Source organism: Prevotella koreensis, assembly GCF_003977605.1.
Lineage (GTDB): Bacteria > Bacteroidota > Bacteroidia > Bacteroidales > Bacteroidaceae > Prevotella > Prevotella koreensis.
Genome location: NZ_RYYU01000001.1, coordinates 2,163,062 through 2,185,519 on the forward strand (window position 1 = coordinate 2,163,062; position 22,458 = coordinate 2,185,519).

General features: G+C 39.3%; 16 protein-coding genes and 5 pseudogenes. All 21 read left to right on the forward strand.

Annotated elements, in window-relative coordinates; translation table 11 throughout:
• Positions 1-3: 3 nt before the first annotated feature.
• The 21 genes and pseudogenes from EHV08_RS11705 (at position 4) to rplD (ending at position 22,453) form a co-directional block, all read left to right on the forward strand.
• Positions 4-2,118, forward strand: coding sequence for an RHS repeat-associated core domain-containing protein (locus EHV08_RS11705; protein ID WP_238988056.1), 2,115 nt, complete (start codon positions 4-6; stop codon positions 2,116-2,118).
• Positions 2,099-2,443, forward strand: a complete 345-nt coding sequence (locus tag EHV08_RS09165; RefSeq protein ID WP_126678996.1) for a hypothetical protein — start codon at positions 2,099-2,101, stop codon at positions 2,441-2,443. The genes EHV08_RS11705 and EHV08_RS09165 overlap by 20 nt, the downstream gene beginning before the upstream one ends.
• 1,012 nt (positions 2,444-3,455) lie before the next feature.
• A pseudogene (locus EHV08_RS09170) lies at positions 3,456-4,007 on the forward strand (RHS repeat domain-containing protein); the annotation flags it as partial.
• Positions 4,008-4,094: 87 nt separating this feature from the next.
• Positions 4,095-4,721 (forward strand): IS256 family transposase, variant Zn-binding type, encoded by a 627-nt coding sequence (locus EHV08_RS11945; protein ID WP_455430452.1) that lies wholly within the window; start codon positions 4,095-4,097, stop codon positions 4,719-4,721.
• Between the two features lie 377 nt (positions 4,722-5,098).
• Positions 5,099-5,731, forward strand: a pseudogene (locus tag EHV08_RS09180) (IS5 family transposase); the annotation flags it as partial.
• 154 nt (positions 5,732-5,885) lie between these two features.
• Positions 5,886-6,224, forward strand: a complete 339-nt coding sequence (locus EHV08_RS09185; RefSeq protein WP_126678998.1) for a hypothetical protein — start codon at positions 5,886-5,888, stop codon at positions 6,222-6,224.
• Between the two features lie 19 nt (positions 6,225-6,243).
• Positions 6,244-7,206 carry a hypothetical protein gene (locus EHV08_RS09190; RefSeq protein WP_126678999.1) on the forward strand — a complete coding sequence of 321 codons (963 nt, stop codon included), beginning with the start codon at positions 6,244-6,246 and terminating at the stop codon, positions 7,204-7,206.
• Positions 7,207-8,179: 973 nt separating this feature from the next.
• Positions 8,180-9,367: pseudogene (locus tag EHV08_RS11825) on the forward strand (RHS repeat-associated core domain-containing protein); the annotation flags it as partial.
• A 526-nt stretch (positions 9,368-9,893) separates the two neighbouring features.
• Entirely contained in the window at positions 9,894-10,331 is a 438-nt protein-coding gene (locus EHV08_RS09205; RefSeq protein ID WP_126679002.1) for a DUF6078 family protein, read from the forward strand.
• Positions 10,332-10,413: 82 nt separating this feature from the next.
• Positions 10,414-11,145 (forward strand): annotated as a pseudogene (locus EHV08_RS09210) (RHS repeat domain-containing protein); the annotation flags it as partial.
• Between the two features lie 786 nt (positions 11,146-11,931).
• The gene (locus tag EHV08_RS09215) at positions 11,932-12,696 is read left to right on the forward strand and encodes a hypothetical protein (protein WP_238988057.1); all 765 of its coding nucleotides are present in this window, start codon (positions 11,932-11,934) and stop codon (positions 12,694-12,696) included.
• A gap of 66 nt (positions 12,697-12,762) precedes the next feature.
• Positions 12,763-13,578 carry a hypothetical protein gene (locus EHV08_RS11725; RefSeq protein ID WP_238988058.1) on the forward strand — a complete coding sequence of 272 codons (816 nt, stop codon included), beginning with the start codon at positions 12,763-12,765 and terminating at the stop codon, positions 13,576-13,578.
• 71 nt (positions 13,579-13,649) lie between these two features.
• Entirely contained in the window at positions 13,650-14,276 is a 627-nt protein-coding gene (locus tag EHV08_RS09225) for a hypothetical protein (protein WP_126679003.1), read from the forward strand.
• Positions 14,277-14,685: 409 nt separating this feature from the next.
• Positions 14,686-15,210, forward strand: a pseudogene (locus tag EHV08_RS09230) (RHS repeat-associated core domain-containing protein); the annotation flags it as partial.
• Positions 15,211-15,411: 201 nt separating this feature from the next.
• Positions 15,412-15,768, forward strand: coding sequence for a hypothetical protein (locus tag EHV08_RS09235; RefSeq protein ID WP_126679004.1), 357 nt, complete (start codon positions 15,412-15,414; stop codon positions 15,766-15,768).
• A 1,711-nt stretch (positions 15,769-17,479) separates the two neighbouring features.
• Positions 17,480-17,860: a 30S ribosomal protein S12 gene (gene rpsL / locus EHV08_RS09245; protein WP_126679005.1), complete on the forward strand. Its 381-nt coding sequence runs from the start codon at positions 17,480-17,482 to the stop codon at positions 17,858-17,860.
• Between the two features lie 212 nt (positions 17,861-18,072).
• Complete coding sequence (rpsG, locus tag EHV08_RS09250; protein WP_126679006.1) at positions 18,073-18,549, forward strand: 30S ribosomal protein S7; 477 nt, start codon at positions 18,073-18,075, stop codon at positions 18,547-18,549.
• Positions 18,550-18,594: 45 nt separating this feature from the next.
• Positions 18,595-20,721, forward strand: a complete 2,127-nt coding sequence (gene fusA / locus EHV08_RS09255) for an elongation factor G (protein WP_126679007.1) — start codon at positions 18,595-18,597, stop codon at positions 20,719-20,721.
• Positions 20,722-20,815: 94 nt separating this feature from the next.
• The gene (gene rpsJ, locus EHV08_RS09260) at positions 20,816-21,121 is read left to right on the forward strand and encodes a 30S ribosomal protein S10 (RefSeq protein ID WP_126679008.1); all 306 of its coding nucleotides are present in this window, start codon (positions 20,816-20,818) and stop codon (positions 21,119-21,121) included.
• A gap of 88 nt (positions 21,122-21,209) precedes the next feature.
• A complete protein-coding gene (rplC, locus tag EHV08_RS09265) occupies positions 21,210-21,824 on the forward strand; it encodes a 50S ribosomal protein L3 (protein WP_126679009.1) in 615 nt (204 codons plus the stop codon).
• Entirely contained in the window at positions 21,824-22,453 is a 630-nt protein-coding gene (gene rplD / locus EHV08_RS09270; protein WP_126679010.1) for a 50S ribosomal protein L4, read from the forward strand. The genes rplC and rplD overlap by 1 nt, the downstream gene beginning before the upstream one ends.
• Positions 22,454-22,458 lie beyond the last annotated feature (5 nt).

Consider the following 22,458-nt stretch of genomic DNA (forward strand, 5'->3'; position numbering starts at 1 on the left):
TGTATGAATAGAATAGAGTCTCAGAAAAGTTTCAGGCAATGGAAGACAGAATTTCAATACATGAAACCCACGATTCCATCCGATGAAACTCATAGTTTCATCCTATGGAACGCACAGTTTCTGTGCTTGAAACTCTACGGATACTCTTATTTGATAAATCATACCTATGCTTATGACGATCTTAACCGTCTGATAAAGGCGAACGGTAAGGCGAAGAGTGCATCGTATGAAATGACTATGACCTTCGGACGGATGAGTGAACCGCTCACCAAGGTGCAGAAGGTGGACTCCACAAAGACAGCGCAGTCTTACGATTTCACGTATAAGTATGAGGACAACAACCATCCCACCGCTCCCACGCAGATAGGACACGAGCATTATACCTATGATGTCAACGGTAATCCCACATTGGTGGAGAACGACAGTCTCAATACCGAGCGGAGAATGTATTGGGACGAGGAAAACCGACTTATGGTATTGTCGGATAATTGTAAGACAAGCCGATACACCTACAATGCCGGCGGCGAGCGTATCATCAAGAGCCATGGCGATCTCGAGGGTGTGTATGTCAACGGTGCACCGCAAGGGATTACCTTCCACGAAACGGAAGATTACACCATCTATCCCGCCCCGATTATCACTGTAACGAAGAACCGCTTCACCAAGCATTACTTTATCGGTGATAAACGAATTGCCTCCAAATTAGGAACAGGCAAGTTCAACAATGTCTATGGCATCAGTGGCAACAATGTCACGGCAGGTCAGAAAGACTATGCTGCGCGTATGCTGGAAATAGAGAAACAGCGCGAGGAATATTACAAATCGCTCGGAACACCTCCGGGTGTTCCCACGATGAAGGGCGCAACGGCCGATCCCGATAATACCGGTCGCGGTTATAACGACATTATTATCAACTTGGGTGACCACAGTGTGCCTGAAGGTTGGGTGCAGCGACCGAAGTTCAATGACAAAGGTGATGTTCCCGGTCCACCCGTCCAATGGCAGAAGCCCGAAGACCCTGACAATGCGCAGCCGGGTTATGGTTATATCTCCACAGATACCACCAATGTTGAAGACATTTTCTTCTTTCATTCCGACCACCTCGGCAGTACATCTTATTTCACTGATGCCAAGGCAAACATTATCCAGTTTGACGCGTACCTACCTTATGGTGAACTGCTCGTGGATGAGCATACATCTTCAGAGGATATGCCTTATAAATTCAATGGTAAGGAACTTGACCAAGAGACAGGGTTGTATTATTATGGGGCGAGGTATATGAATCCTGTGACGAGCTTGTGGTATGGGGTGGACCCGATGCAGGAATTAAAATCAAATATTGGTTCTTATGCTTATTGTCTTAGCAACCCTATTACTTTTGTTGACCCAAATGGATGTTTAGAAAGTACTGATGTTACAAAAAACTCCAATGGTACATATACTGTAGTGAATGCTAAAAATGATGGTGATAATAATATTTACGTTGTAAACAATAAGCATGAAAGAACTGGGGAGATTATTGGAACAACTTTGAGGCCATATGACTTTATGGGGACAGACAATAAGAATGGTAAATTCCATTTTGATGCAAAAGAGACAGGAATAACTTTTGACACTAGTAAATTAACTGTTTCTGGAACTGTAAAAACAGATAATGGGGAATATTCTTTATTTAATGCAGATGCTCAGAGACTACTTGACTGGGGACAGAGCGTTTTCAATTCAGAATTAAGTTTTAAAAGTCCTATTACGTTTTATGGCGATTTGGAAGTTCTTAGATCATTATCTGCAAATAATGCAGCTTTAGATATTAAGGCAAGTTTAGGTTTGGATCCTTATACTGCAATAAGAGCGGGTGTAAATAGGAATGGAACACCTAAAATAACAACACTAAGAGCAATGGGCAATATGCTATTTGGAGCAAATGTTCATTCAACAAAGCCATATCTTTTAGGGACACCTACTTGGTATTATACTAAGGTTATGCAAAAAGTTGGAGAATACAATCAAAAACAAAACTCTGGACAAGGTTATAATAAAGGTTTTCCATATTTCGGTGAACACACGTATTCTGGAAGTTATATTTATTATGGATATTATGGGAAATTCTATAAATAGAATAGCAACATCTTTTATGATGTTATTCTTGCTGAACTGTTGCTTTCCTAATTTTTCTCCTCAAAACAAAGAAAGCGAGTGTATAGATGTTGATAATGGAAAGTTTGCATTGATTACACAAATTGGTGTTATTGATCAAGAATATCCATATAGCGTTTATTATATTGTTAATAATGATTCTATCTTGGTATGCAAAGGATATAGGATAAAAGAAATGAGAATAAGGGATGATACGCTTGAGATAAATATAAATGGTGAGATGTTATACTGTCGAGATAAAATAGAAAAATACAGAGTGAAGCCATTGTCGCATAAACAAGAATAACATGTTTGCTAATGTAGATAATATGGTAAAGAAAAGATATATCGTATTTATGATATTTTTTTGATGGTAATTTTATATGTCATTGTACGGTGTCGCCGTCATTCTGGTGTATATACTTATCACTGTAAAGAAATAGATTTCACTTTTCAAGTCTTAGAGAAAGATACATGTGATGTGTTGGTTTTAGGAGATGGTGGTGATTCCATCTTTTACCAAGCACCATATAATGGAGGATATTTAGGTATAGATTTTTTCTTATCTGTTGATTCTAATATATATTTAAGCCCATATTTTCCTATTAAATATAATACGCGAGTTCGGGATAAGATTCATAAAAAAGAGTCCTAACCGTCTTGTCTTTTTTAAATTATCGGCAATGTCTGCTGTTTGTTTTCAAAGAAACAATATGCAGTAAGTGCCGAAATGGTGGCATGTCATATTGGTAATTAATCGTTCCTTAAAAAGTTCTACTCCCTTACTCATTTCCTTTTGCAAACTATCACCGAAAAGTTAAATCGGGATAACTTTTCGGTGAAATGGGCTTTTTAAAGGTTGATTATTTAACCAAAATCTGTTATTAGAGCCTCCACAGATTTTGTTTGATTGTTGGTCAGGTTGTCTGCACTATTATCTAAGGCGTAACGGGCTACGGCGAGAAAATAGTGAAGATAATATGGCAACAAAGCAAATAAAAGATGTCAGAAAGCGATAAAATCAATATGAGATGGAGAAATAATAGTCTAATGACAGATTAGGGTTTAATTCTTAATTGCAATTTGGGCAAATTTGCTTCGCAATTTCGCCGATTTTGCAAACCAATTTCGCCCAATTTACTCTGCAATTTCGCCTAAATTACAGATTGATTAATGCCATAATGTGACGTAGAACGATGCCGATGTCAGGGTGAAATGCAGTAAAATTCTTGTTAAAGTCTTCGGTAATATAACAATTTTCTTTATCTTTGCCTTCGATAATCATAGCGTATTTTATTGAATCAGAACATTATAAAGACACCATGAAGGGAGCAACAGCAGATTCCAATAATATGGGGCGTGGGTATAAGAGCATTATTCAGGACTTGGGCTTACATTCTGTGTCCGAGGGTTGGTTGCAACGACCGAAGTTCAACGACAAAGGAGATGTTCCCGGCCCTCCCATTCAATGGCAGAAGCCTGAAGACCCTGACAATGCTCAACCCGGTTATGGTTATATCCCTGCCGATACGACTAATATCGAGGACATCTTTTTCTATCATTCCGACCACCTCGGAAGTACCTCTTATATCACCGATTCCAAGGCAAACATCACCCAGTTCGATGCTTACCTGACTTATGGTGAACTGCTTGTGGATGAACACAGCAGTAGCGAGGACATGCCGTATAAGTTCAATGGCAAGGAACTCGACCAAGAAACAGGGCTTTACTATTATGGCGCGAGATATATGAATCCTGTTACGAGTTTGTGGTATGGAGTGGATAAATTAATGGAAAAACATCCAACTCTTGGTGGATATGTTTATAGCACAAGTAATCCTATCAATTTCATAGATCCAAATGGAAAAGATTGGCTTATATGACAAAAATGTGCTTAAAATCCTTGCAACTGTCTAATAATCATTATCTTTGTTCTATTTATATTTTTATGGCAAAAAATCTGCTTTTATTGTGGCTCAAAATCGACTATAAAACGTGGTCATCTTAATGGTTGTCAACGCTGGTATTGTAAGTGCTGTAAGAGGAGCTTTGTCGGACATAAGCGTCTTACAAATACCATTGTTAACAATCGTTATTCCAAGGGTAATCTTACAATCAAAGATCTATCAGAGGAGTACGGAGTTTCAACCAGGACTATTTATAGGAAGCTCACCAAATCTTATAAAGAAGACCTGCCCAACCTTCTTGTTCGTCCGGTAGTGGTTTTAATGGATGTCACCTATTGGGGACGTAATTTTGGTGTAGTTATTATGAAGGATTCATTGTCTGGTGATGTACTTTGGTTTAAGTTTATCAATAGGCATGAACGTCTTGAAGATTACAAAGAGGGCATAAACTACTTGGAATTACTTGGATATACCATTCAAGGTCTTGTATGCGATGGTTTTAAGGGACTTAGACAAGCTTTCCCCAATTATAAATTCCAATTATGCCAGTTCCATCAAGTAATGACTATAAAGACAAAACTAACCTCAAGACCCAAACTTGAGGCTTCTAAAGAACTGCTTGCAATATCCAAGATGTTATGTCATACGGACAAAGAGTCCTTTATTGGGGCTTTATAAGAATGGTATACTAAATGGGAGGATTTTCTTAAGGAACGAACAACAACAGAAGATGGTAAATCACATTATACTCATAAAACTCTACGTAGTGCTTTTTTGAGCCTTAAAAGGAATATGTCGTGTTTGTGGACATACTATGATTACCCTGAGTTGGAGATACCAAATACCAACAATGCTATTGAATCACTTAATGCAGATTTAAAGACAAAATTGAACCTACACAAGGGAATCAGTACGGAAAGAAGAAAGATCTTCATTCAGGACTTTATAAAGTCCCATTCCCCTAAAAAATAAAAGGGGAATGGGAGTTTTTAAGCACATTTTTGTCACATAAGAGAGAACGACTCTAAAATAAGCACATTTTTGTCATATAAGCCGCAATTGTTGATGCAAGCATTACGAACACCCCACGTCGTCCCCGCGGATGTAAGAGTTATGAGGTCGTTGAGGATAGAAAAGATGATGATAACATGGAGGCTTCGGAAAAATCAATGGTCAAAGAAGTCGTCAAGCCTAATGTGGATGCGGAAGCCCGTTGGATAAAGAAGATGGGAAAACTCCATTTCGGTTACAAACGTCACACGGTAACGGATGAAAATGGGATGGTACTTGCCGAAGAAACAACAGCAGCCAATGAAAGTGATATTAAACACTTGGAAACTCCTTTGAAGAAAGCCAAACTACCACGAAAGGCACTTGTCTATGCGGATAAAGGATACGACTCTGCTGAGAATAAGGAAACCCTCAAACGTATGGGACTCAAAAGCCGCATCATGCATAAGGGAACAAGAGGACATGAGATTACCGAAAGACAGAAGAGGGTCAATATCGCTATAAGTAAGATACGCTACAAAGTAGAGCGTACCTTTGGTTCTATGCACAGATGGTTTGGTGCAGGAATAGCAAGGTATGTCGGACTCTCAAAAACACATGCACAGCATATAATGGAGTCCATTGCCTACAACTTATACAGGACACCGGGGATTATTGTGTGCAATTGTATCAAATAAGAGGAAACACACCCATAAAAGAGTGTGTTTACACTAAAGTTGCCTCATAAAGACATCCGTTGTTTATAAATATTCACTCATTTAAAGTTATAGAGATGAAAGGTTAGTGGGTGAAAGGTTTTGCAGAGGTCTCAATAAATATATTTTTGAGAGTATGACATTTCATGAAAGCCGCCATAGGTATGACTCAAGGACTTGGGGAGGTGGCATAGGTGAAGTTGAGGCAATTATTATGCAGACATCACATAAGTCATGGGATTATGTTCCTGAAAATTTTCAACAATCCCAAGCAAGCTACGCTCAAATGAGTTTAAATACTGCTAAGTTATCTCCCTCTAAGTTAGCAGAATATGTTGGTAGATTGAATGAGGCTTTTTACGACATCGCCACATTTGATGTAAATACAAATAAAAATATTGTAGAGATGAGCCTTTCCAATGCAATATTTCGTAAATTTGAAATAGTAGCTCCTATTCGAAACAAAAATAAGTAAAAATAATGAGATTAAACAAATGAGGAAATATATTATTTTAATGTTTATACTATTTTTATATAGTAACCTCTGTAAGTGTAAATCTATGGTATTTACTTCCTTATGTGATAAGCAAAAAGATGCGGAATTCATTTTTCTTCTTACATCAGACAGTATAAAGTATTGGGATAATGAAAATAGAGAATTAGGCGGTGTTGTATTTAACAGAAAAGATTGTAGTTTTTGGAAATACGATAAGAATCGGTGTTTTTTTATCGCAAGTGAACAAGACAGACACTCAAGATATTTCTCAGTTGAAGGTGATACCTTAATAATTTCTTTCAGTAGTTCCAATATCAAGACTAATTACTTATATTTGAGAGAAAAATTATTGAAGTTAACCGAGGATACTTTAATTATGCAAGTAATAGATGACCGAGGTGAATACTTACCCTCTACATATATAAAGAGTAAAGACCAGTCTTCTCGATTAAAGAATTCACCAAACCTATATAATAGAAAGATTCCCGAGCCTAATGTTCAAAAAGATACAATGTGGAATATGGTATATTCCGTTTGTAAGGTATATCGTGCCATGAATGCCTGTCCTGATACGATGAATACAGTTATTAGAGTTCGTGTTAACCCGTCAGGAATTGTAGAAATGGCCAAATACGAACGAACACCTCCTGACTCAACTACTTATTCCGCATTCTATTCCGCCTTTTTGTCGTTTGTGAAAAAACTCCCGTTTAAACCGGGAAGAGATATTGAAACAAAGGAAACGTTTGAAATGGAGATTTTATTACCTTGCACATTTCTAACTAAGGAAAGAGTGGAAATGAAGCATCAGAATAATGTTCTCAAACGAACTCGTAAAAGAATTGGAGGCATTCGCAAAAAAATAGAAAAAGAAAAGACTGCCGTTGAAAAAACGGGCTATGACAAAGACATCTCCGTCATCTACACCGATGTATGTTGTCAAACAAAAATTTTCAATTGATAATAAGAAAATAATGAATCGTATTAATAATAAATAGAGGGGTGAAAGTGGATCCGGTTATGGCAATACATTCCAAACGTATATGTGAACAGAATCAAAAACAGTATTAAAAGAAATAATAATTTATATTGGGAATGTCTCCGAATACAAATGAGTACAATGACTATACCAAAAATGAGAAAGAGGATATCTGTAGTAGTAACCATATTGTTAATGGGAATTCTCATCATGAGCAATAGTTGTTAAAGAAATTTTCCTTGTGGTATATATATGCGAGTTCGGGATAAGCCCCCTCAAAAAGAGTTCTAACCGTCTTGTCTTTTCTAAATTATCGGCAATGTCTGCTGTTTGTTTTCAAAGAAACAATATGCAGTAAGTGCCGAAATGGTGGTATGTCATATTGGTAATTAATCGTTCCTTAAAAAGTTCTACTCCCTTACTCATTTCCTTTTGCAAACTATCACCGAAAAGTTAAATCGGGATAACTTTTCGGTGAAATGGGCTTTTTAAAGGTTGATTATTTAACCAAAATCGGTTATTAGAGCCTCCACAGATTTTGTTTGATTGTTGGTCAGGTTGTCTGCACTATTATCGAAGACGTAACGGGCTACGGCGAGAAAATAGTGAAGATAAGATGGCAACAAAGCAAATAAAAGATGTCAGAAAGCGATAAAATCAATATGAGATGGAGAAATAATAGTCTAATGACAGATTAGGGTTTAAGTCTTCATTGCAAATTGGGCGAATTTGCCTCGCAATTTCGCCGATTTTACAAACCAATTTCGCCCAATTTACTCTGCAATTTCGCCTAAATTGCAGATTGATTAATGCCATAATGTGACGTAGAACGATGCCGATGTCAGATTGAAATGCAGTAAAATTCTTGTTAAAGTCTTCGGTAATATAACAATTTTCTTTATCTTTGCCCTCGATAATCATAGCGTATTTTATTGAATCAGAACATTATAAAGACACAATGAAGGGAGCAACGGCGGATTCCAATAATATGGGGCGTGGGTATAAGAGCATTATTCAGGACTTGGGCTTACATTCTGTGCCTGAAGGTTGGGTGCAGCGACCGAAGTTCAACGACAAAGGTGATGTTCCCGGCCCGCCTATCCAATGGCAGAAGCCCGAAGATCCTGACAATGCTCAACCGGGTTATGGTTATATCCCCACAGATACCACCAACGTTGAGGATATCTTCTTCTACCACAGTGACCATCTCGGCAGCACCTCTTATATCACCGACGCCAAGGCAAACATTACCCAGTTCGATGCTTACCTGCATTATGGCGAACTGCTCGTGGACGAGCACAGCAGCAGCGAGGAGATGCCATACAAGTTTAATGGCAAGGAACTTGACTAGGAAACGGGGTTGTATTATTATGGGGCGAGATATATGAATCCAGTGACGAGTATTTGGTATGGGGTGGATCCGTTGACAGAGAAGTTTCCGAATATAGGGACGTATGTTTATTGTCATGGTAATCCTGTAAAATTGGTTGATCTCGATGGAATGGATGATCTCTTTGATGAAGAAGGGATTTTTATAAAGAGGACGGACACAGGAACCTCGGTGAAGATAAAGTGTGGTAATCAGTATAAGAGTATCACAGATGTTGATTTTACAAATAATAAGAGTGCTATTCAAAATGTTGGCATTCATTATCTTGCTAAATCAGATAAGTCTCAATTTAATTTAACCGTATCCAATACTGGGGGTAATATTCTACAAGATGCCGTTTTTTCAAATGATGCTGGCACCTCGAATTATGATATATATCTTACCAATGGTTATGTAAATCATTCGTTAGGAAATTGTTATGACTTCGAGTGTGTTACTTTTCATGAGTCAACTCATAGATATGATAAATCCACCCATGGAGGCACTATAGGTGAAGTTAATGCGATAATACGTACAGCAATAGAATGTCCTGCATGGAACTATGCTAGTGATAACTATATACAAAGCCAAGCGTCTTATGCGGCAAAATCTTTAAATCAATATAGCTACAATAATATTATCCCTCAAGATATATTTCAAAAATTAAATACTGCATTTACTGGATATGCAACATTTGAAATAGTTAATAATCAGGTTACTGTAAATAATAATTTGAAAGAATGTATTGTAATTGGACGAAAATCAAACAAGTAATATCGTTGGTGGTTTTAGGGATATCATTTGTGTCCTGCAGGCAGTCATGCTTCGATGTAATAACACATAATAATGTTGCATATTGGTCACGTTATTGGACACCAAGCAATCCTCATGGGGTAATTGCAGTGTACTCAAAAAAAGACTCTATACGACAGTTTCTTGATGAAGATTTAAATTATAGTTTTACAGGATCTTTGGGTGACATTTATGGTGTTAGATTTAAATTCTCTAATGATACGATATTTCATTATGTAAGAACTAAAAGAGGATTTATAACAATGTATGATACCTTACATATTATATCATATGCTAGAGATACTATAGTTGTAAAAAATAATAATTCAGAAGAGGTAGTTTGGCATAGAATTCCCAATAGAATAATAAGAAAGAAGAAAAAATCAAAAAACATAGGAACGGGCTTGATACCTTGTCACAGGACGGGTGAGGAACCTTAAGAGTAATAAATTGGTAAGGAATATGTTATACAGATCATAATTATATCTCAAAGAAGATAACAATAAACATGAATAAACTGCCATTCAACTTCACTTCTGTCCCATCAACATGGGAACTCTGTTTCAACAAAGATTGCACGCACAAGGACACTTGCATGCACTATTTTGCCGGTCAGCATCTGCCTGCCGACAAGATGATGGGCTTAGCCATCTACCCCAATGCCCTGCAGAACGGCAAGTGCCGGTTCTACATAGAAAAGCGAGTGATACGCGCTGCCTGGGGATTTCGCAAACTGTTTCTCAACGTAAAGCACGTGGACGACACGCCGATACGCAGAAAAAACCAGCAATACCTCGGTAGTCGCCCCACCTACTACCGTTACATGAACGGACAGCTCACCCTAACACCCGAGCAGCAAAAGGGTATTATAAAGATCTTCCGCTCATATGGCTATACCGAAGAATTGGACTTCGATAACTACATCGACCGTTACTCATATGAATAAAATAGAGTCTCAGAAAAATTCCAAGCATTGGAACGCACAGTTTCAATGTTTGAAACTTTATGGGCAACCGTATTTAATGAATCACGCACTTATCAGTGATAAACGCATAGCAAGTAAGTTCGGTGTGGGTAAGTTCAACAATGTCTATGGCATCAGTGGCAATAATGTCACGGCCGGTCAGAAAGACTATGCCGCCCGTATGATGCAGATAGAGAAACAGCGCGAGGAATATTATAAATCGCTCGGTACACCTCCGGGTGTTCCCACGATGAAAGGCGCAACAGCAGACCCCGATAACACCGGTCGTGGTTATAACACCATTATTCTCGACCTGGGTGACCACTCTGTGCCTGAGGGTTGGGGGCAATGTCCGAAGTTCAACGACAAAGGCGATGTCCCCGGTCCTCCCATCCAATGGCAGAAGCCCGAAGATCCTGACAATGCTCAACCCGGTTATGGTTATATCCCTGCCGATACGACTAATATCGAGGACATCTTTTTCTATCACTCCGATCACCTCGGCAGCACCTCTTATATTACTGATGCCAAGGCAAACATCACCCAGTTCGATGCTTACCTGCCTTATGGTGAACTGCTCGTGGATGAGCATACATCTTCAGAGGATATGCCTTATAAATTCAATGGTAAGGAACTTGACCAAGAGACAGGGTTGTATTATTATGGGGCGAGGTATATAACCCCCGTAACGAGTCTATGGTATGGGGTGGATCCGATGACAGAGAAGTATCCGAATATATATGCATACTTATATTGCCACATGAATCCTATAAAATTGATAGACCCAAATGGCGAATATGACTTTGAGGGAACAATTGAGGCGAATAAATATTATCCTGTTATAGCGGTTTTCTCAAGTAATTTATCGGATGGAACAGGAGCTTTAGAATATGATCATGCTAAAGCTATAGAGGCAGGGATGCCTGTGATGAGGGTTGACAATATGAAGAATTTTGCGAATGCAATGACGGAGTTAAAAAAGATTAATTCTGCTTCTGGGGCATATGCTTTAAATAGTCATGGTACTGGTGGCACAGCAGATACAGAAAAGAACCCTGCCCATTTTTATATTGGAAATGACATGGTAACATCTAATACTGATTTCTCTATCCTTAAGTCTGGATTAGAAGGGAGACAAGTGTTTATTGGCGCATGTAATGTAGGTACTCTTTATGGAAATAGTTATGAATTAGTTGAAAATATGTCGAAGCAAACTTTATCAACTGTAATTGCCCCTGATCATCCTTTACTATCTGGATACATTTATGATGGTCGCAATTATTTAAATCAACGTAAGGTTGTATTTCCTTTTCCTGCGATAGAGCAAAATGGGTATATCATTTCGTCACGTGGTAGTATGTTTGATCAAATACGCAATGTCACGATTGATAAGACTAAAGGACTATCTTGGGATGTAGAACCACAAATGCCATTTTATCTAAACCCTGTAGTATCAAATATTTATTCACCATGGTACTAATCTATTACTGCGAGGTGTATGCGATCATATCATTATTTTAGAATTACTTGTATGAAAATTATATTCCTTCTGTGTTTTTCACTCCTTTCCACTTGCGATAGAATGGTAATCCATCAAAAAACGAATAAAGAGCAAATGGTGGTGCAGAGAGAGCAACCCACCACAAGTAACTATAGTAATTTGCAATATTCGCAAACTAAATATAACCTAACCACGTTTATGCGTTATCAAACATTCGATGAATTTAAGATGAAGGGGGTGGGTAAACCAATATATTCGCCTTTCGTTTACGTAAAGACAACGAAAGATACGATGATTGTAATCCCATCAAATGATACGACTAATGTGAAAGTATATCATAGACAGGGCAATAGGTGGCGTAATTATATAGAATTGGAACTTTGGAAAAAGAGACAGCCCTTTACTAAGAGCAGTCTCGAAGAACCGGCTCGCATTTATGATAGAATATGTGGCAACGACACGATACTTGAATATCAGTGCTACTATCTCGGCGATACCAAGTATAAGCAATTTTATATAAAGACGCATAAACGGTGCGTGAATATAAAACTGATTGGGGAGCTTGATTTTGTAAGTGGCACCCATACCGTCTATAACGAAATGTTGATGTTTGCCCACATGTTCAATCATGAAAGAAAGAAACTGTTGGCAAAACACGGCCGGTCGAAATACGACAAGAGAGAGGTTTACAGCTATTCTTTGCAGGAGAAAGATCATGCCTTTGTGTATCAATGTCGGGAAAGAAATGAAATGCTATACTTCTCAAAGACAAGCTTGGGAATATTCGGTATTCAGCCAGGTATGGAAAAATATGACAGAGAACGCTCCCAAGTGGCCGGATATTAGTCATTAATTGAATTTTGTATAATTTTTTATTTCTCTATTAGTGATAAACCCCAAATTAAAGACACAATGAAGGGCATAACAGCGGATTCCAATAATATGGGGCGTGGGTATAAGAGCATTATTCAGGACTTGGGTGACCATAGTGTGCCTGAAGGTTGGGTGCAGCGACCGAAGTTCAACGACAAAGGTGATGTCCCCGGCCCACCCATTCAATGGCAGAAGCCTGAAGACCCTGACAATCCGATTAAGTTGGTTGATTCAGATGGAAGAAAAATAAAAGATCCTGATGGTATTGTTAAGAAATATAATAATCAACTATCCGACAATATAAATAATTTACAAGAAATGATAAAAACTAGTGCTGTAGAATCGAGTATAGGCAGAGAACTTATGCCTCTCTATAAAACTGCTTTAGAAGAAATATCTAAATTGGAAGAATCAGATCAGGTATACACTATTTTTTCAGACAAGTCGAGTAAAGAAGGGGGAATGAGTTATAATATGGTTTCGGGTGAGGTTAAAATAGGTCTTGGAGACAATAACATTGGAATAGTAGGTCACGAATTGATACACGCTTATCAATATGAAGAGGGAAAAGTCTCATTAGTTGTTGACAAATCAGGGTATGGACAGTTATATGATATTACAGATGAAACTAAGGCATATAACAGAGAACGTGCATTTGGTATGGGTATACAGTTTTTCCAAACTCCGAAAATTGTTGTAAATGGTAATCCTTTACAAATGAGTGATAGAGATGTTAAAACTTTTGGTAATTCAATGAGTTCGCCGGCATACCAAACTTTACCAAGTCGGTCAATAGATATTAAATCAAAAGCAGGAAAAATGCTAAGACAGCAAACTAAGCAAGCTGGCAGTTAGGGTATTCCTATAAAAGAAGTTTATAAAGGTTGGCAAAAAGATTATCAAAAAGGTCAAAAAAAATAGCGTCTATGAGAAATGTAAAAATTATATTAGGATTGTTTGTATTGCATTTGTTTGCATATTCACAGAATACATTTAATAAAAAAGATGTGTTTACTTATAAAACACCACATTATTATGAAAGTATAGAATTACTGGAAAATGGAAGCTTTGTTTATTATAGTAGGTCGGAATTTATAAAGACCGAAATAAAAGGAAATTGGCAACTACGGGATGATAGTATTCTTGTACTAGATAGCAGACCCCAAAGAAGCAGAATTACTGTTCTTGAATCTCGAAAAAGAAGTAAAAAAAGCACTTTTCAAATACGGAATACGGATAATCATCATATTCATTATAATCTATATTTAATTACAATGGATAATGATACCTTAGAATTTAAAAACCAGTTTGATCAAACCGCTGTATTAGGAAATTTTTCTTCATTTTATGTCGTGGACACCCAAGGGCAATATTCCCCAACTTATAAAATACTTGGTTCAAGGTCTAACATTTTTTATATAATGATAGAAGAGAAAAGAGTTTTTGAGAATGAGTATTGGAAATATTATGGGGAATATTTAGTTCCATTAGGAATAGATGGGAAATACTCAAACTATAAATTAGTTAAAAATCAAAGACTGTCTGCTGAATGATATATGAACTTCTGATTATCAAGAAAATAAAATGTTTTCTGTTTGTTTGATACAAAAAAATAGTACTTTCGGATTTCTGTAAAAAACGAGAAATAATATGATGAGTGATAATGAAATATTAGTATTTTTAGGAACATGTTGCATTATATTAATGCTCATACTTGGAAAAGTGAATGGAATAAAAAAAATCTTTTCACATTTAATCCTATTCATGAGTTATACGCTATTTTTTGTTTATAATCTTGTTTATAAAGGCCAGTATGGAACAAGTCTTGTTTGGTTTACAGCTTTAGCTTTAGCCTATCTCATTCATATTTTCTTACTAATAGTTTATTTATTAATACAATTATTCAAAAAAATAATTAATAAGTGAAGACTATGAGATATAAAGATATAAAGATATAAAGATATAACAAACGACTCCACGAACACCGCGAGGGAATTATATTCGGACGAGGAAAACCGACGGATGGTATTGTCGGATAACGGTAAGACCGGCCGATACACCTATAACGCTGCCGGCGAGCGTATCATCAAGAGTCATGGCGATCTCGAAGGTGTGTATGTCAACGGAGCACCGCAAGGGATTACCCATTGGCTTTCTCCGACTTCAGGCTGCACCTCAGCAAAACAAAATCGCTTGTTCTGCATTCGGTTTGCACTGAAGTTCTACGAAACGGAAGATAACACCATCTATCCTGCTCCTATTATAACTGTGACGAAGAACCGCTTCACCAAGCATTACTTTATCGGCGATAAACGAATTGCCTCCAAATTAGGAACAGGCAAGTTCAACAATGTCTATGGCATCAGTGGCAACAATGTCGCGGCAGGTCAGAAAGACTACGCTGCCCGTATGCTGGAAATAGAGAAACAGCGCGAGGAATATTATAAGTCGCTCGGTACACCTCCGGTGGTGCCCATTATGAAAGGGTTGGCTTGATAATTAAAATAGCATCCTTCCGAAAAGTTATAAAAGCAGTAAATAGCCATATAAATTCTGTTCCTTCGAGTTACAGAAATAACATTGATAAGATGGGAGAAATTTTGAATTATGTTTTTCAAGGAGAGATTATAACAAAAGGTAGGAATATCACAATAATAGAGCAACTAATTTTATTAAAATCCGAAAGATATGACAAAGAAATTAAAAGATATAAGCCGTTTATTGAACAATACGAAAATAATCGTATCATTAGTTGTTGTCGCAATAATAATTGTTGGCATTATTTTCAATCGAACGACGCATACTCCATTGTATGAAAATTTACAAGGCGTATGTAATATCGACTTCGATAAATCGCATTTCTATAGACAAATAGATTTTCGACCATTAGACAATAATATTTTCATAACTAAGGGAAATATCAGCCTTCCTGTTATGCTCACAACTAATGATAATATAAAAGGAACATATAAAGAATTAGATGAGTTGGAAAAAACTCTCAAGGAACATGGAAGATTATTAGTACTAATCCTGATTCTATTTTGATAGAAACTCCTAAAAGTATTTTAAATGGAAGATATTCTGTTATTTTCGAGAAAATAAACACTCCTCGTGAAAGAATTAACTATAATGTGATTTTTAAGAATGATTCTACCTATATGGTTTGTACTAAAGAGATTTATAAGTTATCCATAACGAGTCAATGAGTTCTTGAAAAGAGGATTACACATACAAGGGTATCAAAGCTATGCGAGTTCTGGATAAGATTTATCAAAAATGAGTTCTAACTACCTCGTCTTTTCCCCATGTACCGGCAATGCCCTGCGGTTTGTTCTCAAAGAAACAATATGTAGAAAGTGTCAAAATGACGGTATGTCATAATAGTCACGATTTCACTTAATAATATCAGACTTTATCGGAAATGACAATGTCTCTGTCAATAACGTAAACCAGACTTTTGCCAAGTTCGGAATTAAAATTCTTATAAAATTCATTGATTACACAGAAACTTTTTATAACTTTGTCCTCGGTAATCATCGCGTATTTTGTTCGTTTTAATTGAATTTAAAGAATATATCAAATGAAAAATATTTTTATATTTCAATACACCCTTAAAAGATGGAATATGACACATGGTTACAAAGGCTTCTCTTTTCAATCCCAAGTTATAATACCTCATATTACGGTTGAATGACAAATGAAAATACTCATTTTGCTTTTTAGTCTATTTTCACAAGGCATAGCTTTAGCCCAGAAACTCGTAACATACAATGTGAATGAATGAGACACTTCCTTATACCGCTCTGCCGAATATGAGTTCAAAGAACTTAGCATCAGCAGTACCAGGTTAGATTTGTACACGATAATCGAAAAGCTATCTGTAGAACACTCTTCGGAGATGTATGTTGTCAGATTCAGCCACAGGCATAATCGCGTTTTCATTACAATACAGAATTGGGAATACAGAGGAATAAACTCAATAACAGAAAGTAGCATATACGGAATGTTTAGATTTAAGGGTGATAAGGATTTTCTGGTTTGTTACGATGGCACTAAAGAATTAAGCTACATAAAGAAGTACTTTAGTATAAATAAAGAAAAAATAAATATATCCATACGCATAGAAAGTGTACCCAACAATATTTATATACTTCCCAATGATCTCATAACTTACTATAAGGGAGTTATAGTTCACAATAAACTAAAAACGATAAAGTTGATTGTAAACAACAAATTAATGTTTAATATACAATGATCGATTTCGGTTTAATGGAGATAAACTATACGAGAAAAATGGATAAACTACCATTCGAATTCTCCTATATCGCGCCCCATGTTGGCACGATATTTCAAAGATTCCTGTCCGCAGAATGAAATATGTGAGTGCTATTTCGCCGATTTTGCAAACCAATTTCGCCCAATTTGCTCTGCAATTTCGCCCAAATTGCAGAGTAAATTGGGCGAAATTGCAGAGTGATTAATGCCATAATGCGACGTTGAAATATGCCGATGCTTGGGCGAAATGTTGTTCGTGATGTTTGTGATTTGGAAAGTTGGAGTATTTTTTGCGATTAAAAAATATGACTTGTTGTTATTTATTGTTAAAATCGGGGTGCGATAAAAAATCGGTTTCCTTATTATTAGGCTGTTAAAAATATTCTTCGTACCTTTGCACCCCAAATTGTACGGATAAGAAAGTGTTCCGTAACGTGCTGAATATAACGAAAATAATATATAAATTTAAAAAAGTAAAACAATGCCTACAATTTCACAATTGGTAAGAAAAGGCAGAAAGGTGCTTGTATATAACAGCAAGTCGCCGGCTTTGGACTCTTGTCCGCAGCGTCGTGGCGTTTGCGTTCGTGTATATACGACGACCCCGAAGAAGCCTAATTCAGCAATGCGCAAGGTTGCGCGTGTTCGTTTGACAAATCAGAAAGAGGTCAACTCTTACATCCCCGGAGAGGGACACAACTTGCAGGAGCACTCTATCGTGCTCGTTCGCGGTGGACGTGTAAAGGATCTTCCGGGTGTGCGCTATCACATCGTTCGCGGTACTCTTGACACCGCGGGTGTAGCCAACCGCACTCAGCGTCGTTCAAAGTACGGTGCTAAGCGTCCGAAGGCAAAGAAGTAAAAAAAGAAACGGCGGTCAGGCTAAGGCCGGAGAGGGCTCGGGCTGACCCCGCTTTTAAAGCAACGTCAAGGCGTACGTTAACGTCAAAAATAAGAAAAATAAAAAGTTTTGCTGGAGAATTGTTAAAGACAGGTTGAGTAAATGTCCTTGGTGAAGGCGTTGAAGAACAGAAAAGACAGCCCCATGCAGAATGAAAAATATCAAACAGTAAAATGAGAAAAGCAAAACCAAAGAAGCGCGTGATCCTGCCGGATCCGAGATTTAACGACACTAAAGTGTCAAAGTTCGTTAACCACCTGATGTATGACGGAAAGAAGAATACGTCATACGAGATTTTCTACAAGTCTCTCGAAATCGTTACCGGTAAATTGCAGAACGAGGAGAAGTCCGCTCTGGAAGTGTGGAAGCAGGCTCTCGACAATATCACCCCACAGGTGGAGGTTAAGAGTCGTCGTATCGGTGGTGCGACATTCCAAGTTCCTACGGAAATCCGTCCGGACCGCAAAGAGAGTGTGTCAATGAAGAACCTTATCCTTTATGCCCGCAAGCGTGGCGGCAAGAGCATGGCTGAAAAACTCGCAGCCGAGATAATGGACGCATACAACAATCAGGGTGGTGCATTCAAGCGTAAGGAAGATATGCACCGCATGGCTGAGGCCAACCGTGCATTCGCTCACTTCCGTTTCTAATTTTGGAAGAGATAAAAGGTAAACAGAAAAGGGTAAGATAATAAAATGGCAAAACAAGATTTACATTTGACTCGCAACATTGGCATCATGGCTCACATCGATGCCGGTAAGACAACCACATCAGAGCGTATCCTTTACTATACAGGAAAGACTCACAAGCTGGGCGAGGTACACGATGGTGCCGCAACAATGGACTGGATGGCACAGGAACAGGAGAGAGGTATCACCATAACTTCCGCAGCCACAACATGTTACTGGCAATATAAAGATAAACAATACAAGATAAACCTTATAGACACTCCGGGGCACGTTGACTTCACCGCAGAGGTGGAACGCTCGTTGCGTGTGCTTGACGGAGCAGTCGCTACATATTGTGCCGTAGGTGGCGTACAGCCTCAGAGCGAGACCGTATGGCGTCAGGCTGATAAGTATAATGTTCCGCGTCTGGGCTATGTCAACAAGATGGACCGTTCCGGTGCCAACTATTTCGACGTGCTTCAGCAGATGAGAGACGTGCTCGGTGCCAACCCTGTATCATTGGTTGTTCCAATCGGACAGGAGGAGACATTCAAGGGAATCGTTGACTTGCTGAAGATGAAGGCTATCATCTGGCATGACGAGGCGCAGGGTTCGGAGTTTGAAATTGCCGAGATTCCTGCCGATCTTAAAGAAGAGGCTCAGGAATGGCGCGACAAACTCGTAGAGGCTGCCGCAGAGTTCGATGAGTCGATAATGGAGAAGTTCTTTGACGATCCTAACTCTATCACGGTTGAGGAACTCATGGCTGCAATCCGCAAGGGAACACTTGCTATGGAATGTACGCCTGTACTTTGTGGTTCTTCTTTCAAGAACAAGGGTGTTCAGACACTGCTCGACTATGTTTGTGCATTCCTTCCGTCACCGCAGGATACACCGGCTATCGTTGGTGAGAATCCTAATACAGGCGAGGAAGAGGATCGCAAGCCGTCAGACAGCGAGCCGACATCAGCATTGGCATTCAAGATTGCTACCGACCCGTATGTAGGCCGTTTGGTATTCTTCCGTGTTTATTCCGGTAAGGTTGAGGCCGGTTCGTACGTGTACAATACTCGTTCTGGCAAGAAAGAGCGCGTTAGCCGTCTGTTTCAGATGAACTCTAACAAGCAGCAGCCGATGGAGAGCATTGATGCAGGTGACATCGGTGCAGGTGTAGGTTTCAAGGATATACGTACCGGAGACACTCTCTGCGATGAGGAGCATCCTATCATACTTGAAAGCATCGCTTTCCCGGATACCGTTATCTCTATTGCCGTAGAACCGAAGAGTCAGGCCGACATCGCAAAACTCGACAACGGTCTTGCGAAACTTGCAGAGGAAGATCCTACATTCACCGTTCGTACAGACGAGCAGAGCGGTCAGACCGTTATCTCAGGTATGGGTGAACTTCACCTCGACATCATCATCGACCGTCTGAGACGTGAGTTCAAGGTTGAGTGTAACCAAGGTAAACCGCAGGTTAACTACAAAGAGGCTATTACCAAGGAGGTTAATCTCCGTGAGGTATATAAGAAGCAGTCGGGTGGTCGCGGTAAGTTTGCCGATATCATCGTTAATGTTGGTCCGGTTGATGCCGATTGGGACATCAAAGAGAAGGGCGGCCTGCAGTTTGTTAATGAGGTTAAGGGCGGTAACGTTCCTAAGGAGTTCATCCCTGCAGTGCAGAAGGGCTTCGAAGATTCCATGAAGAATGGTGTTCTCGGTGGATACCCGGTTGACTCTCTGAAGGTGACATTGCTCGACGGTTCTTTCCACCCTGTTGACTCTGACCAGTTGTCGTTCGAACTCGCTGCACGCAGCGCATACAAGAACGCTTGCGTTAAAGCCGGTCCTGTACTTATGGAGCCTGTGATGAAACTTGAGGTGGTAACCCCTGAGGAGAATATGGGTGACGTTATCGGTGACCTTAACAAGCGTCGTGGTCAGGTAGAAGGAATGGACGAGGCTCGCAGCGGTGCACGCATCGTTAGGGCAATGGTTCCGCTGGCAGAGATGTTCGGATATGTTACCTCACTGCGTACCATTACTTCCGGTCGTGCTACAAGTTCTATGGAATACGACCATCACTCAGCAGTGTCTTCAAGCATCGCCAAGGCTGTGCTCGAGGAGGTGAAGGGACGCGTTGATCTCGTATAAAGCATAAGGGAGAGCCGCCGAGCAAATGACTCTTTGGCGGTTCACCTTTTACAATATTAAATAAAGTAATAATTCAAATTCAAAACAGAAGACAATGAGTCAGAAAATCAGAATCAAGTTGAAGAGTTTCGACCATAAATTGGTTGACAAATCAGCAGAGAAAATCGTTAAGGCAGTGAAAGCCACGGGTGCAATCGTAAGTGGTCCTATTCCACTCCCCACCCACAAGCGTATCTACACAGTTAACCGTTCTACCTTCGTAAACAAGAAGGCTCGCGAACAGTTCCAACTTAGCGACTACAAACGTCTTATCGACATCTACAGCGCAACGTCAAAGACCGTTGAGTCATTGATGAAACTCGACCTCCCAAGTGGCGTTGAAGTAGAAATCAAAGTGTAATAATGGTCGGAGGCTCCGCAGGCTCTTAGAAGATGCCGAGGGGTCAAAGTCCGAATTTAAATATAAACTTTTATAAACATTAATTGAAATGCCAGGATTATTAGGAAGGAAAATCGGAATGACATCCGTTTTCAGTGCCGACGGCAAGAACGTGCCGTGCACTGTTATCGAAGCTGGCCCTTGTGTTGTTACTCAGGTAAAGACCGTTGAGAAAGACGGTTATGAGGCTGTTCAGTTAGGTTTCGGCGAGGCTAAGGAGAAGAATACTACCAAGCCTATGATGGGAATCTTTAAGAAAGCCGGTACAACACCAAAGGCTCACTTGGCCGAGTTCAAGTTTGACGAGGAGCACAACCTCGGAGACACAATCACAGTGGAAATCTTCAACGACGTTGACTTCGTTGACGTTGTAGGTACCTCAAAGGGTAAGGGTTTCCAAGGTGTTATGAAGCGTCACGGATTCGGCGGTGTTGGTCAGGCAACACACGGACAGGATGACCGCGCCCGCAAACCGGGAGCTATCGGTGCTTGTTCTTACCCTGCAAAGGTCTTTAAGGGCATGCGCATGGGCGGCCAAATGGGAGGTGACAGAGTGACTACTCAAAACCTCAAAGTGTTAAAGGTAATACCAGAGAACAACCTTCTCATCGTGAAAGGTAGTGTGGCTGGTTGTAAAGGTTCAACCGTAATAATTAACATCTAATGGAAATTAACGTATTAAACATCAAAGGTCAGGAGACCGGAAGAAAGGTTACGTTAAACGAATCTATCTTCGGAATTGAACCGAACGACCACGTTATCTATCTTGACGTGAAACAGTTCCTCGCTAACCAGCGTCAAGGCACAGCCAAGACAAAGGAGCGTAGCGAACATAGAGGTTCAACACGTAAACTCATACGCCAAAAGGGTAGTGGCGGTGCTCGCCGCGGTGACATCAACTCTCCACTGCTGAAGGGTGGTGGTCGTGTTTTCGGTCCGCAGCCACGCGACTATGGTTTCAAACTTAACAAAAAAGTTAAGGCTCTCGCGCGTAAGAGTGCTCTCGCATATAAGGCACAGGAAGATGCTATTCTTGTAGTGGAAGACTTCGATTTTGAGGCTCCAAAGACAAAAGATTTTATAAATATTACTAAAAATCTTAAAGTTGAAGACAAGAAAGTGCTTCTCGTTTTGCCAAAAGTAGAAAAGAATGTATATTTGTCGGCTCGCAATCTGCAAAAGGCAGAAGTGATGACTGCTTCTGCAATCAACACTTACAAAGTTCTCAACGCTGACGTGCTCGTCATCGCTGAGGGTTCGTTGCAGGCAATCGACGAAGTCTTAACAAAGTAATTAGA

Coding starts and splice junctions, on each gene's coding strand:
- EHV08_RS11705 (WP_238988056.1), top strand. CDS start 4: ATGAATAGAATAGAGTCTCAGAAAAGTTTCAGGCAATGGAAGACAGAA.
- EHV08_RS09165 (WP_126678996.1), top strand. CDS start 2,099: ATGGGAAATTCTATAAATAGAATAGCAACATCTTTTATGATGTTATTC.
- EHV08_RS09185 (WP_126678998.1), top strand. CDS start 5,886: ATGACATTTCATGAAAGCCGCCATAGGTATGACTCAAGGACTTGGGGA.
- EHV08_RS09190 (WP_126678999.1), top strand. CDS start 6,244: ATGAGGAAATATATTATTTTAATGTTTATACTATTTTTATATAGTAAC.
- EHV08_RS09205 (WP_126679002.1), top strand. CDS start 9,894: ATGAATAAACTGCCATTCAACTTCACTTCTGTCCCATCAACATGGGAA.
- EHV08_RS09215 (WP_238988057.1), top strand. CDS start 11,932: ATGGTAATCCATCAAAAAACGAATAAAGAGCAAATGGTGGTGCAGAGA.
- EHV08_RS11725 (WP_238988058.1), top strand. CDS start 12,763: ATGAAGGGCATAACAGCGGATTCCAATAATATGGGGCGTGGGTATAAG.
- EHV08_RS09225 (WP_126679003.1), top strand. CDS start 13,650: ATGAGAAATGTAAAAATTATATTAGGATTGTTTGTATTGCATTTGTTT.
- EHV08_RS09235 (WP_126679004.1), top strand. CDS start 15,412: ATGACAAAGAAATTAAAAGATATAAGCCGTTTATTGAACAATACGAAA.
- rpsL (WP_126679005.1), top strand. CDS start 17,480: ATGCCTACAATTTCACAATTGGTAAGAAAAGGCAGAAAGGTGCTTGTA.
- rpsG (WP_126679006.1), top strand. CDS start 18,073: ATGAGAAAAGCAAAACCAAAGAAGCGCGTGATCCTGCCGGATCCGAGA.
- fusA (WP_126679007.1), top strand. CDS start 18,595: ATGGCAAAACAAGATTTACATTTGACTCGCAACATTGGCATCATGGCT.
- rpsJ (WP_126679008.1), top strand. CDS start 20,816: ATGAGTCAGAAAATCAGAATCAAGTTGAAGAGTTTCGACCATAAATTG.
- rplC (WP_126679009.1), top strand. CDS start 21,210: ATGCCAGGATTATTAGGAAGGAAAATCGGAATGACATCCGTTTTCAGT.
- rplD (WP_126679010.1), top strand. CDS start 21,824: ATGGAAATTAACGTATTAAACATCAAAGGTCAGGAGACCGGAAGAAAG.